Origin of the sequence: Micromonospora sp. WMMD712 (assembly GCF_029581295.1) — a bacterium.
In the GTDB taxonomy this organism is placed as follows: Bacteria; Actinomycetota; Actinomycetes; order Mycobacteriales; family Micromonosporaceae; genus Micromonospora; species Micromonospora carbonacea.
Map to the genome: position 1 here is coordinate 1,412,827 of NZ_CP120743.1, position 13,453 is coordinate 1,426,279.

Annotated in this window: 10 protein-coding genes; 8 read left to right on the plus strand and 2 right to left on the minus strand. The window is 75.0% G+C overall.

Annotated features, from left to right (window positions below):
* Nucleotides 1-68: 68 nt before the first annotated feature.
* From O7633_RS05795 to O7633_RS05820, 6 genes are all read left to right on the plus strand, one after another.
* Nucleotides 69-1,244, plus strand: a complete 1,176-nt coding sequence (locus O7633_RS05795; protein ID WP_282326589.1) for a substrate-binding domain-containing protein — start codon at nt 69-71, stop codon at nt 1,242-1,244.
* A gap of 15 nt (nt 1,245-1,259) precedes the next feature.
* Entirely contained in the window at nt 1,260-3,761 is a 2,502-nt protein-coding gene (locus O7633_RS05800; RefSeq protein ID WP_278135951.1) for an ATP-binding cassette domain-containing protein, read from the plus strand.
* 52 nt (nt 3,762-3,813) lie between these two features.
* Entirely contained in the window at nt 3,814-4,749 is a 936-nt protein-coding gene (locus O7633_RS05805; protein WP_282326590.1) for a cupin domain-containing protein, read from the plus strand.
* Nucleotides 4,742-5,629 carry an NAD(P)-dependent oxidoreductase gene (locus O7633_RS05810; protein ID WP_282326592.1) on the plus strand — a complete coding sequence of 296 codons (888 nt, stop codon included), beginning with the start codon at nt 4,742-4,744 and terminating at the stop codon, nt 5,627-5,629. The genes O7633_RS05805 and O7633_RS05810 overlap by 8 nt, the downstream gene beginning before the upstream one ends.
* Before the next feature lie 79 nt (nt 5,630-5,708).
* On the plus strand, nt 5,709-7,058 hold the full coding sequence (locus O7633_RS05815) for a M24 family metallopeptidase (RefSeq protein WP_278135954.1): 1,350 nt from the start codon (nt 5,709-5,711) through the stop codon (nt 7,056-7,058).
* Nucleotides 7,058-8,434 (plus strand): NADP-dependent succinic semialdehyde dehydrogenase, encoded by a 1,377-nt coding sequence (locus tag O7633_RS05820; RefSeq protein ID WP_282326593.1) that lies wholly within the window; start codon nt 7,058-7,060, stop codon nt 8,432-8,434. Before O7633_RS05815 ends, O7633_RS05820 begins: the two co-directional genes overlap by 1 nt.
* Here the strand turns inward: O7633_RS05820 and O7633_RS05825 are convergent.
* A complete protein-coding gene (locus tag O7633_RS05825; RefSeq protein ID WP_282326594.1) occupies nt 8,409-9,083 on the minus strand; it encodes a GntR family transcriptional regulator in 675 nt (224 codons plus the stop codon). The genes O7633_RS05820 and O7633_RS05825 overlap by 26 nt on opposite strands.
* The gene (locus O7633_RS05830; protein ID WP_282326595.1) at nt 9,076-9,591 is read right to left on the minus strand and encodes a VOC family protein; all 516 of its coding nucleotides are present in this window, start codon (nt 9,589-9,591) and stop codon (nt 9,076-9,078) included. Before O7633_RS05830 ends, O7633_RS05825 begins: the two co-directional genes overlap by 8 nt.
* Before the next feature lie 153 nt (nt 9,592-9,744).
* On the opposite strand from O7633_RS05830, the gene O7633_RS05835 reads away from it, so the two are divergent.
* Nucleotides 9,745-11,931, plus strand: coding sequence for an alpha-ketoacid dehydrogenase subunit alpha/beta (locus tag O7633_RS05835; protein ID WP_282326596.1), 2,187 nt, complete (start codon nt 9,745-9,747; stop codon nt 11,929-11,931).
* The gene (locus O7633_RS05840) at nt 11,924-13,327 is read left to right on the plus strand and encodes a 2-oxo acid dehydrogenase subunit E2 (protein WP_282326597.1); all 1,404 of its coding nucleotides are present in this window, start codon (nt 11,924-11,926) and stop codon (nt 13,325-13,327) included. Before O7633_RS05835 ends, O7633_RS05840 begins: the two co-directional genes overlap by 8 nt.
* The last annotated feature ends 126 nt before the right edge of the window (nt 13,328-13,453 follow it).

Consider the following 13,453-nt stretch of genomic DNA (forward strand, 5'->3'; position numbering starts at 1 on the left):
CCGACCGGTTCACCCCGCGCGGAACGGCCCTCGCCGTCCCGCCGATGCCCCCACCCCTGGAGTCCCTCATGTCGACACACCGGCGTTCCCTCGCCACCGCGATAGCCCTGGGCACCGCCGCCGTCCTGGCGGTCACCGGCTGCTCCACCACCAACAAGACCGCCTCCGCCCCGGGCGGCGACCCGGGCGCCGCCGGGCAGGTCGCCGTCGGCAACGCCGGCCCGCTCTCGGCCGCCGCCGCGATGGCCTCCGTCTGCGGCGACAAGCCGGTCAAGGTCGGCCTCGTCGACGGCCTCGGCACCAACTCGTGGTCCAAGATCGTCCGGGCCGAGATCAAGGACGAGGCCCGCAAGTGCCCGGCGATCAGCGGCGTCGAGTACGTCGCCGGCCGGGGCGACCTGCAGTCCACCCTCGCCGGCATCACCAGCATGGCCAGCAAGGGCGTCAACGTCCTGCTGGTGATCCCCGACGCCGGGCCGGGCCCCGCCCACCTGTCCGCGCTGCGTGCCGCCGCCAACGCCGGGGTCACCGTCCTCCCGATCGCCGCCGACCCGCAGGGCAAGCCCGGCAGCGACTACTTCGACTACGTCGACTGGGACACCCCGTACCTGGGCGAGGTGTGGGCCAAGTGGATGATCGACCGGCTCGGCCCGGACGGCGGCAACATCGTGATGCTCGGCGGCCCCGCCGGCAACCCCGTCTCCCAGGCCCACCTCTCCGGCATCAAGAAGGTGCTGGCCGGCGCGCCGCAGGTGAAGCTGCTGACCGACGAGCCGGTGACCACCAACTGGGACCCGGCGATGGAGCAGCAGGCGATGAGCGGCCTGCTCGCCAAGTACCCCAAGATCGACGGCGTCATCAGCGACTACGGGGCCGCCGCCACCGGCGTGCTGCGCGCGTACCAGAGCGCCGGTCGGCCGCTGGTGCCGATCGCCACCACCGACGACAACGAGCTGAGCTGCGGCTTCACCGCGCTGAAGGCCAAGAACGGCGGCTACGAGCTGGCCACCGTCTCCTCCCGCACCTGGATCGGGCGGGTCGCGCTGCGCAAGGGCGTCGCCGTCGTCAACGGCAAGGCCGACGCCGAGCCGTCGCGGCTGCAACTGGACCTCTTCGAGGACTCCACCGGCGGGGCCGGCGGCGCGGTCACCCCGGACAAGGCTTGCAAGGCGGACCTGCCCAACGACGCCCCGCCGTCCTCGCAGCTCGACACCGCCCAGCTCGCCACCCTCTTCCAGGGCTGATTGGACACCCACGAGATGACGACCGTACGGGACGCCGCGCTGACGCTGACGGGGATCGTCAAGCAGTATCCGGGCGTACGGGCCCTCGACGGCGTGGACCTGGCCGTGTCGCCGGGTCAGGTCCACGCCGTGCTCGGCGAGAACGGGGCCGGCAAGTCCACCCTCGTCGGGGTGGCCGCCGGCTCCGTCACCCCCGACGAGGGCCGGATCAGCATCGGCGGCCGGGACTATCCGGCGCTGACCCCCGCCCTCGCCCGGGAGAACGGGCTCGCGCTGGTCTACCAGACCCCGGCGCTGGCCGGCGGGCTCACCGTCGCCGAGTCGATGCTGGTGCTCCTGCCCGAGCAGGTGCGGCCCCGCGTCGGCGCGGCGTCGGCGTGGACCGCCGCGCACCTGCGCGGGCTCGGCCTGGACATCGACGCCGACCGGCTGGTCAGCGAGCTGACCATGCGCGAGGCGCACCTGGTCGAGATCGCCGCCGCGCTCGCCACCGACCCGCGGGTGCTGGTCCTCGACGAGCCGACCGAGGCGCTCGGCCCCGACGAGACGGCCTGGCTGTTCGACCGGATCCGGCAGCTCGTGGCGGCCGGCACGGCCGTCGTCTACATCACCCACCGCATCCCCGAGATCCGCGAGATCGCGCAGACCCTCACCGTGATGCGCGACGGGCGGGTCGTCGGCGGCGGCACGGTCGCCGCGCACACCGACGAGCAGATCGTCGAGCTGATCGTCGGCCGGTCGCTGGACACCACCTTCCCCGCCAAGCCCGACCTGGACGGCGCGCCCGTCGTGCTGGCCACCGAGGGGCTGCGCGGGGCCGGCTTCGCCGACCTGACCCTGCGGGTGTCGGCCGGCGAGATCGTCGGCTTCGCCGGGGTGGAGGGCAACGGGCAGCGCCAGGCGCTGCGGGCGCTGGCCGGGCTGGTCCGCTCGCACGGCCGGGTCACCGTCGCCGGCCGTCCGGTCGCCCTCACCGGCCCCGCCGCGGCGGCCGGGCGGGGCGTCACCTTCCTCTCCGGGGAACGGCTGCGGGAGGCCGTCTTCGGCGACCTCAGCATCCGGGAGAACGTCGACGCGCTCGCGCTGCCCCGGGTGTCGCTGCTGCGCACCCTCCTGGTGCCCGCCCGGGAACGGGCGCTGGTCGCCCCGGCGGTCGGCGCGCTGCGGGTGAAGGCGGCGAGCCTGGAGACCCCGGTCAACACGCTCTCCGGCGGCAACCAGCAGAAGGTGCTGCTCGCCCGCGCCAGCATCGGCCGTCCGGCGGTGCTGCTGGTGGAGGACCCGACCCAGGGCGTCGACGCCGGGGCCCGGCTGGAGATCTACCGGGTGCTGCGGGAACTCGCCGGGCAGGGCACGGCGGTCGTCGTGCTCTCCACCGACGCGGTGGAGCTGGAGGGGCTCTGCGACCGGGTCCTGGTCTTCTCCCGGGGACGCGTCCACGCCGAGCTCTCCGCCGCCACGCTCTCCGAGCGGGACATCACCGGCGCGGCGGTGCTCGCCACCGAGCAGGCGGTGGCCGCGCCGGCCGCCGGGCCCCGGCCGGGCCCGCGCCGGCGGCTGCTCGGCGGCGAGTCCCAGGCCGCGCTGATGCTGCTGCTCACCGTCGTGCTCGGCGCGGTGACCGCCGCCCGGGCGCCGGCCTTCCTCAGCTCGCTGTCCGTCGGGCAGCTCCTGCTGGCCGCCGCCTCGCTGGCCCTGGTCAGCCTCGGGCAGCTGGTGGTGGTGATGACCGGCGGCATCGACCTGTCGGTGGGCTCGGTGGTCGCGCTGAGCGTGGTCGCCGTGTCGTTCTTCGGCGCCGGCCCGCCCGCGCTGTTCGCCGTGGGCGTGCTGGTGGCGCTCGCCGCCGGAGCGGCGGTCGGCCTGCTCAACGGGGTGCTCGTCACCCGGGTCAACCTGCCACCGGTGGTGGCCACCCTGATCACCTCGATCGGCGTGGTCGGGCTGGCGCAGCTGCTGCGCCCGCTGCCCGGCGGGCAGGCCGGCGACACGCTGCTGGCCGCGCTGGGCACCACGGTCGCCGGGGTGCCGGTGGTGTTCGTCGTCGTGGTGCTGGTCGGCGTCGCCGGGCACCTGCTGCTGCGCCGGGCCCGGGCCGGCCGGGCGCTGCGGGCCACCGGCTCGGACGCGCTGTCGGCGTCCCGGATGGGCGTCGCGACCGTGCCGACGCGGCTGCTGGCGTACCTGCTCGGCGGGACGCTGGCGGCCGGCGGCGGGCTGGCGCTCTACGCGCAGACCGGCATCGGCGACGCCTCGACCGGCCAGGCCCTCACCCTGGCCTCGGTGACGGCCGTGGTGCTGGCCGGGGCCAGCGTCTTCGGCGGCAACGGGTCGGCGCTGGCCACCCTCGCCACGGCGCTGTTCCTGCAGACCATCACCAGCTCGTTGAGCTTCCTGTCGGTCAGCCTCGCCTGGCAGTACTGGATCCAGGGCAGCTTCGTCGTCGCCGCGGCCCTGGTGCCGCTGCTGCGGGGTCGCCGCCGACGCCGGGGCCTGCTCGCCCTGGGCACCGCCTAGCCGCACCGTCACGCCCGGCCGTCCGCCGACGGCAGCCAGAGAAAGGCAGACCGTGTACCACGTCTCCCGCATCGACGACACGCTGGCCAGCATCCCGCCCGACCACCTCGGGCACAGCACCGGATTCCGCCGGCAGGACCTCGTCGGCCGCCAGTACGGCTCGCACCACATGACGATGAGCGTCGGCGTCCTCGACCCGGGCGGGCGCGTCGACGCCGCGGTGCACTCGTACGAGAAGAGCCTCTGGCTGCTCGACGGCGAGCTGACCCTGACCATGCTGGGCCAGAGCATCGCGCTGCGGCGCGACGACTGCGCGGTGGTGCCGGTCGCGGTGGCCCACCAGCTCACCACCGGCGACGCCGGCGCCCGGTGGCTGGAGATGTCGGCGCCGGTGCGGCTGCTGCCCGGCAACCGCCGCCGGGACACGTTCTTCCTGCCCGAGGAGATCTCCGCCGGCCGGGCCGAGCCGGTGGACCTGCGCGACCCGCGCAACCGCAACTTCTTCCGCTTCGACGAGGGCTCGATGGACCTGGGCCGGCTGGCCCGGGGCAGCGACCCGGCCGCGCCGGAGGTGTCCGCGAGCATGGCCACGGCGCTGCTGGCCTACAGCGGCATCGGCATCCGGATGCTCGCCGACCAGCGGACCAACGCCCAGCTGCACACCATGTTCATGGTCGAGTACCAGCCCACCGCCGTGGCGCACCCGCACGACCACCCGTTCGAGGAGGCGTACGTCTTCACCCACGGCGAGACGGAGGCGGTCGTCGAGGGCGAGCGGTTCGTGCTGCGCCCCGGCGACGTGCTCTGGACGGGGTCGGGCTGCGAACACGCCTTCTACAACCGCACCGACGGCCGGACCCGGTGGATCGAGACGCAGGCCCCGCAGCCGCCGGCGCAGCACTCATACCGGTTCAGCCGCGACTGGGAGTACCTGGGCGACCGGCTCTGCGCCGGCACCCGGATCGACCCGGCGGCCGGCGATGCGTGAGTCCGTCGGCCTGCTCGGCACCGGCCGGATGGGCACGGCCATCGGCCGGCGGCTGCTCGCCGCCGGCGTCGGCCTGACCGTCTGGAACCGGACGCCGGCCAGGACCGGGCCGCTCGTCGCCGACGGGGCCGTGGCCGCCGCCACGCCCGCCGCGCTCGCCGCCTGCGAGGTGGTGTTCGTGGCGGTCTCCGACTCCGCCGACCTGCTGGCCGTGCTCGACGGCCCCGAAGGGCTGCTGGCCCGCCCGGACGGGCTGCGGGTGGTGGTCGACTGCTCCACCGTGTCGGCGGCCGCGTCGGCGCGGGCCCGGCAGCTCGCCGCCGACGCGGGGGTGGGCTTCGTGGCCGCCCCGGTCAGCGGCAACCCGGCCGTGGTGGCCGCCGGCCGGGCCTGCTTCGTCGCCTCCGCGCCGGCCGCGCAGTTCGCCGTCGCCGAGCCGCTGCTGGGCCGGATCGGCCGGGCCGCCGTGCGGGTCGGCGACGGCGAGCAGAGCCGGCTGGTGAAGCTCTGCCACAACCTCTACCTCGGGGTGCTGGTGCAGGCGCTGGCGGAGGTGACCGCGCTGGCCGAGAAGGGCGGCGCGGACCGGGAGGCGTTCCTGCGCTTCCTCGGCGAGACCGTCGTCGGCTCGCCCTGGGTGCGCGACCGGACGCCGGCGCTCGCCGCCGGTGACCTCACGCCCACCTTCACCACCGCGCTGCTGCGCAAGGACTTCGACCTCGGGCTGGCCGCCGCCCGCGAGCACGAGGTGCCGATGGCCGTCGCCGGCCTGACCCACCAGCTCGTCCAGGCGGCGATCGGCCGGGGACTGGGCGAGCGGGACCTGCTCTCCCTCTTCGCCGTGCAGGCGCAGGCGTCGGGCCTGGCCCCACCGGGCTGACCCCCGCGCCGCCCACCCGGGACCACCACCCAGCCGCCGGCACCGGCCGGTACCTGACCAGGAAGCGAGAACACCAACCATGGGGACTGCCACGTTCGGCATGAACGTCGTCGACTGGGAGAGCCGCGTCGACATGGACCGGCTGCGCCGGGAGCGGCTGGCCCGCCTGAAGCACCAGCTCCAGGGCTCGGAGGTCGGCGCGCTGCTCACCTTCGACTTCCACAACATCCGCTACATGACGGCCACCCACATCGGCACCTGGGCGATGGACAAGCTGATCCGGTTCGCGCTGCTGCCGCGCGGGGGCGAGCCGGTGCTGTGGGACTTCGGCTCGGCGGCCCGCCACCACCAGCTCTACGCGCCGTGGCTGGACTACCGCACCGGCGACGACGTCGCCGAGGGCGCGCGGGGCACCAGCGGCGCGCGGGCCGGCATCTCGGTGCTGCGCGGGGCCTTCCACCCCGACTCGGGCGTCGCCGAGGCCGTCGCCCAGAAGATCTACGAGGAGCTGGAGCGGTACGGCCTGCACACCTCCCCGGTGGGGGTGGACGTGCTGGAGATGCCCATCCTCCAGGCGCTGCGCGCCAAGGGGATCGAGGTGGTCGACGGCCAGCAGGTGTTCCTGGAGGCCCGCCGGATCAAGACGCCCGACGAGATCACCCTGCTGACCACCGCCGCGTCGATGGTCGACGCCGCCTACGACGACCTGTACGGCTTCCTGCGCCCCGGGGTGCGGGAGAACGAGACCGTCGGCCTGGTCGCCAAGCGCCTCTACGACCTCGGCTCCGAGCACGTCGAGGGGGTCAACGCGATCTCCGGCGAGCGCTGCTCGCCGCACCCGCACGTGTTCAGCGACCGGCTGCTGCGCCCCGGCGACCCGGCCTTCTTCGACATCCTGCACAGCTTCATGGGCTACCGCACCTGCTACTACCGCACCTTCGCGGTGGGCAGCGCGTCGCGGGCGCAGGTCGACGCGTACAAGCGGTGCCGCGAGTACATGGACCGGGCGATCGAGCTGGTGAGGCCCGGCGCCACCACCGCCGACATCGTCAGCGTGTGGCCGACCGCGCAGGAGTTCGGCTTCGCCGACGAGGAGGCGGCGTTCGCCCTCCAGTACGGGCACGGCGTGGGCCTGTCGATCTGGGAGAAGCCCATCTTCAGCCGGCTGGTGTCGCTGGAGCACCCGGAGGTGCTCCAGGAGGGGATGGTGTTCGCGCTGGAGACGTACTGGCCGTCGGCCGACGGGGTGGGCGCGGCGCGCATCGAGGAGGAGCTGGTCGTCACCGCCGACGGGGCCGAGGTCATCACCAAGTTCCCCGCCGAGGAACTGCTGGTCGCCGGCCAGCGCTACTACACGACCGCCGGGCCGCTGCCGACCCAGCGCCACGCCCAGTCGCACGTCAACAACCGCCCGGCGGGAGACGCCTGATGGCCATCGCGACGCTGAACCCGGCCACCGGGGTCGTCGAGCGGACGTACCCGCCGATGTCCGACGCCGAGGTGGAGCAGGCCCTGGCCGACGCGCAGCGGGCGGCGAAGGCCCTGCGCCATACCACCTTCGCCGAGCGGGCCGGCTGGATGCGCGCCGCCGCCGACCTGCTGGAGGCCGACGCCCCGACGCTGGCGGCGACGATGACCCGGGAGATGGGCAAGACCCTCGCCTCGGCCGAGGCGGAGGTGCGCAAGGCGGCGTACGGCTGCCGGTTCTACGCCGCGCACGCCGAGGCGATGCTGGCCCCGGAGCCGGCGGACGCCGCCGCCGTCGGGGCCGCCACGGCCTACTCGGTCTACCAGCCGTTGGGCGTGGTGCTGGCGGTGATGCCGTGGAACTTCCCCGTCTGGCAGGTGCTGCGCTTCGCCGCGCCGGCCCTGATGGCCGGCAACGCCGGCCTGCTCAAGCACGCGTCGAACGTGCCGCAGACCGCGCTCCACCTCGGTGGGCTGTTCACCCGGGCGGGCTTCCCGCGCGGGGCGTTCGCCACCCTGCTCATCGGCGCGGCGCAGGTCGAGGGGGTGCTGCGCGACGACCGGGTCGCGGCGGCCACCCTGACCGGCAGCGAGGCGGCCGGCCGGTCGGTCGCCCGCATCGCCGGGGACGCGCTGAAGAAGACCGTGCTGGAGCTGGGCGGCTCGGACCCGTTCCTGGTGCTGCCGAGCGCCGACGTGGCGCGGGCGGCGGCCACGGCGGTGCGGGCCCGCTGCCAGAACAACGGGCAGTCCTGCATCGCGGCGAAGCGGTTCATCGTGCACACCGACGTCTACGACGAGTTCGTCGCGGCGTTCGCCGCAGGGATGGCGGCGCTGCGGGTCGGCGACCCGGCCGAGCCCGGCACGGACGTGGGCCCGATCGCCACCGAGTCGGGCCGGGCGGAGCTGGAGGAGCTGGTCGCCGACGCGGTGGCCCGGGGCGCGACGGTGCTCACCGGCGGCGCGCGGCCGGACGGGCCGGGCTGGTTCTATCCGCCGACGGTGCTCGCCGACGTCGACCCGTCGATGCGGCTGCACCTGGAGGAGACCTTCGGCCCGGTGGCCACCGTCTACCGGGTGCCCGACCTCGACGCCGCGCTCGACCTGGCCAACGCGACCGCCTTCGGCCTCGGCGCGGTCGTCTGGACCACCGACGAGGCCGAGCGGGCCCGGTGCGTCGCCGAGCTGGAGTCGGGGGCGGTCACCGTCAACGGCATGACCACCTCCTACCCGGAGCTGCCCTTCGGCGGCGTCAAGACCAGCGGGTACGGCCGGGAGCTGGCCGCCGCGGGGATCCGCGAGTTCTGCAACCTCAAGGCGGTGTGGGTCGGTCGGTGAAGATCTCGGGGTGCCGGGACAGCTCGACCCGGGTGCGCCGGATGTGGCCCTCCAGGACCCGTCCGGCGTCCACCGGGTCGCGGCGGCGCACGGCGTCGAGCAGCAGCTGGTGCTCGGCGTTGACGACCCAGCGGCGGGACTCGCCGCTGAGCGTCATGTACGTCCGCCGGTAGTACTGGGTGGAGTTCCACAGCCGCACCACGACCCCGGCGAGCGGCTCGGTGTCGCAGCGCGAGTAGCTGAGCAGGTGGAACTGCCGGTCCAGGCGCAGGAACTCGGTGACGTCGGTGTGCCGTTCGATGGCGTCCTGCACCGCGGTGAGCTCGGCGAGGTCCGCGTCGTCGAGCCGGGGCAGGCTCTCGGCGAGCGCCAGCGGTTCGAGCCGTTCCCGCATCCGGTAGACGACGTCGAGCTCGTGCGGGCCGAGCCGGGGGACGCGGGCGCCCTTGTTCGGCTCCAGCTCGGTGAGCCCCTCGGCGGCGAGCATGCGCAGCGCCTCCCGCACGGGCAGCCGGCTGGCCCCGAGCCGCTCGGCGACCTCGTGCTGGCGGATCCGGTGCCCGGGGGGCAGCTCGCCGTCGAGGATGGCCTGGCGCAGGTAGGCGGCCACCCGGACGCTCGCCGCGCCGTCGGCGGCGTCGTCAGTCACCACGCGCGTCCCGCGCCGCCGGCCCGGCCCGGTCGAACGCCTTGCCGTCGGGATAGGACACCAGCTCGAACTGCATTCCCCATGGGGCCAGAAAGTACACCCACCGCTGCCCCCGGCTCGGCCCCGAGCTGGCGGTCGGCGCGCCGAGCACCCGCACCCCGTGGGCGTGCAGGTGCGCCACGGCGGCGTCGAGGTCGTCGACGTAGAGGGCGACGTGGTGGCCGCCGACGTCGCTGTTGCGCGGGGGGTCGGGCTGCTGGTCGGGGGCCTCGTACCGGAAGACCTCGAAGATCGCCTGCCCGCCGCAGCGGTAGAAGTCGAGCCGGCGCATGACCGCGCGGGGGTGGACGGCCAGGTGCTCGGCCATCCAGTCGTCGTCGTGCCGGAACGGCCCGACCGAGTAGAGGTACTCGCAGCCGAGCACCTCTACCAGGAACCGTCGGGCCTGGTCCAGGTCGGGCACGGTGAAGCCGATGTGATCGACGCCGCGCAGCCCCGGCAGTGCCATACCAACCCCCTAATGGATCCATTTCTTCCTTCCTACCACCCACCTTGACCCAAAAGAAGCGGAGGCTGGCCTTGAGAATGGATCCATTTAGTGTGAGACTTCGGCGGTGCGGCCAGCCGCGCCGCAGCCTGAGCCCGGAAGGGGTGCAGCCACATGCCTGAGCGCCGCCCACTCGCGCCGGACCAGCCGTGGGTCGAGTTCGCCGTCACCGACGCCGACTGGGACGCCGCCGCGCCGGAACTCCTGACGTCCATGTACAGCCAGCTGGTCCTGATCCGGGCCTTCGAGCAGTACGTGCTCCAGCTCGCCGCCGAGGGGCTGGTGCACGGCCCCGCCCACTCCAGCATCGGCCAGGAGGGCGGGGCCGTCGGCTCGGTGCTCGCGCTGCACGCCGGGGACACCGTCAACGGCTCGCACCGGGGCCACCACCAGTTCCTGGCCAAGGCGCTCGCCCACGTCGAGCCGAAGGGCATCGACCCGGGCGCCGACTACTCGCCCGAGGTGCGCGACGTCGTGCTGCGCACCCTCGCCGAGATCTGCGGCCTGGACCGGGGCTGGAGCCACGGCCGGGGCGGCTCGATGCACCTGCAGTGGAAGCAGGCCGGGGCCATCGGCACGAACGCCATCGTCGGCGGCGGCGTGCCGCTCGCCGCCGGCAGCGCGTGGGCGCACCGCCGCGCCGGCACCGACGCCGTGGCCGTGACCTACTTCGGCGACGGCGCGATCAACATCGGCTCGACGCTGGAGACGTTCAACCTGGCCGCCGCCTGGCGGCTGCCGCTGTGCTTCTTCGTCGAGAACAACCACTACGCGGTGTCCACCACCGTCGAGGAGTCCACCGCCGAGCCGCGCCTGTCCGCCCGGGGCCCCGGCTTCGGCATCCGCAGCTACCGGGTCGACGGCATGAACGTGCTCGCCGTGTACCTGGCGATGCGGGAGGCGGTGGAGCACATGCGGGCCGGCGGGGGCCCGACCCTGGTGGAGGCCGACGTCTACCGCTACTACCACCAGAACGGCCCCTTCCCGGGCAGCGCGTTCCGCTACCGCACCCGCCAGGAGGAGGACTCCTGGCGGGCCCGCGACCCGATCGACCAGCTCGAAGGGCACCTGGCCCGGCGCGGCATCCTCTCCCCCGAGCAGCAGCGGGCCGCCGTGGCGCGCGCCAAGCAGCTCCTCGCCGACAGCGGCGACCTGCTGCTCGAACCCGCCCCCGGCGGCAAGCCGCAGGAGCGGCGCATCCGCCCCGCCGAGTGGCCCGACCCGGCGTTCGTCGACGTCGGCGTGCGCGGCGACCTGTCGGAGTTCGCCACCGCCCGCACCGTCGACCGCGACAGCTACGGCGCCACCGCGCCGGTGAAGTTCATCGACGCGGTCGCCGGGGTGATGGACCGCCGGATGGCCGCCGACGAGCGCGTCGTGGTCCTCGGCGAGGACGTGCACCGCCTCGCCGGGGGCACCAACGGCGCCACCCGGGGGCTGGCCGAACGCTACCCCGACCGGGTCCTCGGCACCCCGATCAGCGAGAACGCCTTCGCCGGCCTGGGTGGCGGGCTGGCGCTGGACGGCCGGTTCCGCCCCGTCGTGGAGTTCATGTACGCCGACTTCCTGTGGGTCGCCGCCGACCAGATCTTCAACCAGATCGGCAAGGCCCGGCACATGTTCGGCGGCGACGACGCGGTGCCGTTCGTGCTGCGCGCCAAGGTCGCCATGGGCACCGGGTACGGCTCGCAGCACTCGATGGACCCGGCGGGCGTCTTCGCCACCGCCCCCGGCTGGCGCATCGTCGCCCCCTCCACCCCCTTCGACTACGTCGGCCTGATGAACGCCGCGCTGCGCTGCGCGGACCCGGTGGTGGTGCTGGAGCACGTCGACCTCTACACCGGCACCGGCGACGGGCCCACCGAGGACTGGGACTACTGCCTGCCGGTCGGGCGGGCCGCGGTCCGCCGTGCCGGCTCGGCGGCCACCGTGCTCACCTACCTGGCGATGACCGACCGGGTGCTCACGGCGGTCGACCGCACCGGCATCGACGCCGAGGTGATCGACCTGCGCTGGCTGGACCGGGCCAGCATCGACTGGGACACGATCGGCGCGAGCGTCCGCAGGACCAACCGGGTGCTCATCGCCGAGCAGGGTGCGCTGGGCACCTCGTACGGCGGCTGGCTGGCCGACGAGATCCAGCGCCGCTACTTCGACTGGCTCGACGCGCCGGTCGAACGCGTCACCGGCGGCGTCGCCTCCCCCAGCATCAGCAAGGTGCTGGAGCGCGCCGCCATCGCCGACGTCGACGACGTCGTGCGCGGCCTCACCACGCTCACGGACGGTGGCAACCATGGCTGACCTGCTGCGCATGCCCGAGATCGCGGCCAACACCGAGGAGGCGGTCCTGGCCGGCTGGCCGGTGGCCGAGGGCGACGAGTTCGCCGCCGGTGACGTGATCGCCACCATCGAGACCGCCAAGGCGGTGGTCGACGTCGAGGCGCCCGCGCCGGGCGCGGTCGTCCGTCTCCTGGTGCCCGAGGGGACCGACGTCGCCGTCGGCGCCCCGATCGCGTTGATCGCGGCCCCCGGCGAGACGGTGGACGACGTCGACGCCGCCCTCGCCCGGCTCGGCCTCGGCACCGCGACCGGCCCGACGCCGGGGCCCACCCCCGCACCGACGACGGCGGCGGCGGGCGCGCCGGGACCCGCGCCCGCCCCGCCGCGGTCGGCCCCGGCGGGGGTGGCCGCCGCCCCGGCGACGCCCCCGCCCGCCGGGGCCCCCGCGACCGGCGCCGGCCGGATCTTCGCCAGCCCGCTGGCCCGCAAGCTGGCCCGGGAGGCGGGCATCCCCTTCGACACCCTGCGCGGCAGCGGCCCGCAGGGGCGGGTGGTCCGGGCCGATGTCGAGGCCGCGATCGCCGCCGCCCGCGCCGCGGCCCCGGCGGTCGCGCCGCCCGCCGCCGCCCCCGCGCCGCCGGCCGCCCCGGCCGGCCACTCCCCCACCGGGGCGGCACAGCCGGCGGCCCCGGCGGCCGTGCCCGGCCCGCAGGGCGCGGCGGGGACGCCCGACGGCGACGACGAGCTGGTGCCGCACTCCCGGCTGCGACGGGCCATCGCACGGCGGCTGACCGAGAGCAAGTCCACCGTGCCGCACTTCTACCTGCGCGGCAGCGCCCGGGTGGACGCGCTGCTCGCGCTGCGTACCGAACTCAACGCCGCCGCCCCGGTGAAGATCTCGGTGAACGACCTGGTCGTCAAGGCCGTCGGCCAGGCGCACCTGGCGGTGCCGCAGGTCAACGTCGGCTGGACCGACGCCGGGATGCGGATGTTCGGCGAGGTCGACCTCGGCGTCGCCGTCGCCACCGAGGGCGGCCTGGTCACCCCGGTGCTGCGGGGGGTCGACCGGATGAGCGTGTCCGCGGTGGCCGCCGCCACCCGCGACTTCGCCGACCGCGCCAGGCGCGGCGCGCTGCGCCAGCACGAGCTGGAGGGCGGCAGCGCCACCGTCACCAACCTCGGCATGTACGGCGCGGAGGAGTTCAGCGCCATCCTCAACCCGCCCCAGGCGACGATCCTCGCCGTCGGCGCGGCCCGCCGCGAGCCGGTGGTCACCGACGCCGGTGAGCTCGCCGTCGCCACCGTGCTGCGGGTGACCCTCTCGGTGGACCACCGGGCCGTCGACGGCGCGCTCGCCGCGCAGTGGATGCGGGAGTTCGTCGCGATCCTGGAGCAGCCGCTGCGGATCGTCTGCTGAGCGGCCACCGCCGTCCGGGGGCCGAGGGGGACTCCGGACGGCGGGCGCGCCTGTCCACCGGGGTCGCCCCGGACGCGGTCGGCCGACCGGGGCACCGGGGCGTCGTCGGCACGCGGGTCCGCCGGA

Excerpts from the sequence above, each read along its gene's own strand:
- O7633_RS05800 (WP_278135951.1), top strand. The coding sequence starts at position 1,260 with ATGACGACCGTACGGGACGCCGCGCTGACGCTGACGGGGATCGTCAAG.
- O7633_RS05810 (WP_282326592.1), top strand. The coding sequence starts at position 4,742 with ATGCGTGAGTCCGTCGGCCTGCTCGGCACCGGCCGGATGGGCACGGCC.
- O7633_RS05820 (WP_282326593.1), top strand. The coding sequence starts at position 7,058 with ATGGCCATCGCGACGCTGAACCCGGCCACCGGGGTCGTCGAGCGGACG.
- O7633_RS05840 (WP_282326597.1), top strand. The coding sequence starts at position 11,924 with ATGGCTGACCTGCTGCGCATGCCCGAGATCGCGGCCAACACCGAGGAG.
- O7633_RS05835 (WP_282326596.1), top strand. The coding sequence starts at position 9,745 with ATGCCTGAGCGCCGCCCACTCGCGCCGGACCAGCCGTGGGTCGAGTTC.
- O7633_RS05795 (WP_282326589.1), top strand. The coding sequence starts at position 69 with ATGTCGACACACCGGCGTTCCCTCGCCACCGCGATAGCCCTGGGCACC.
- O7633_RS05830 (WP_282326595.1), bottom strand. The coding sequence starts at position 9,591 with ATGGCACTGCCGGGGCTGCGCGGCGTCGATCACATCGGCTTCACCGTG.
- O7633_RS05815 (WP_278135954.1), top strand. The coding sequence starts at position 5,709 with ATGGGGACTGCCACGTTCGGCATGAACGTCGTCGACTGGGAGAGCCGC.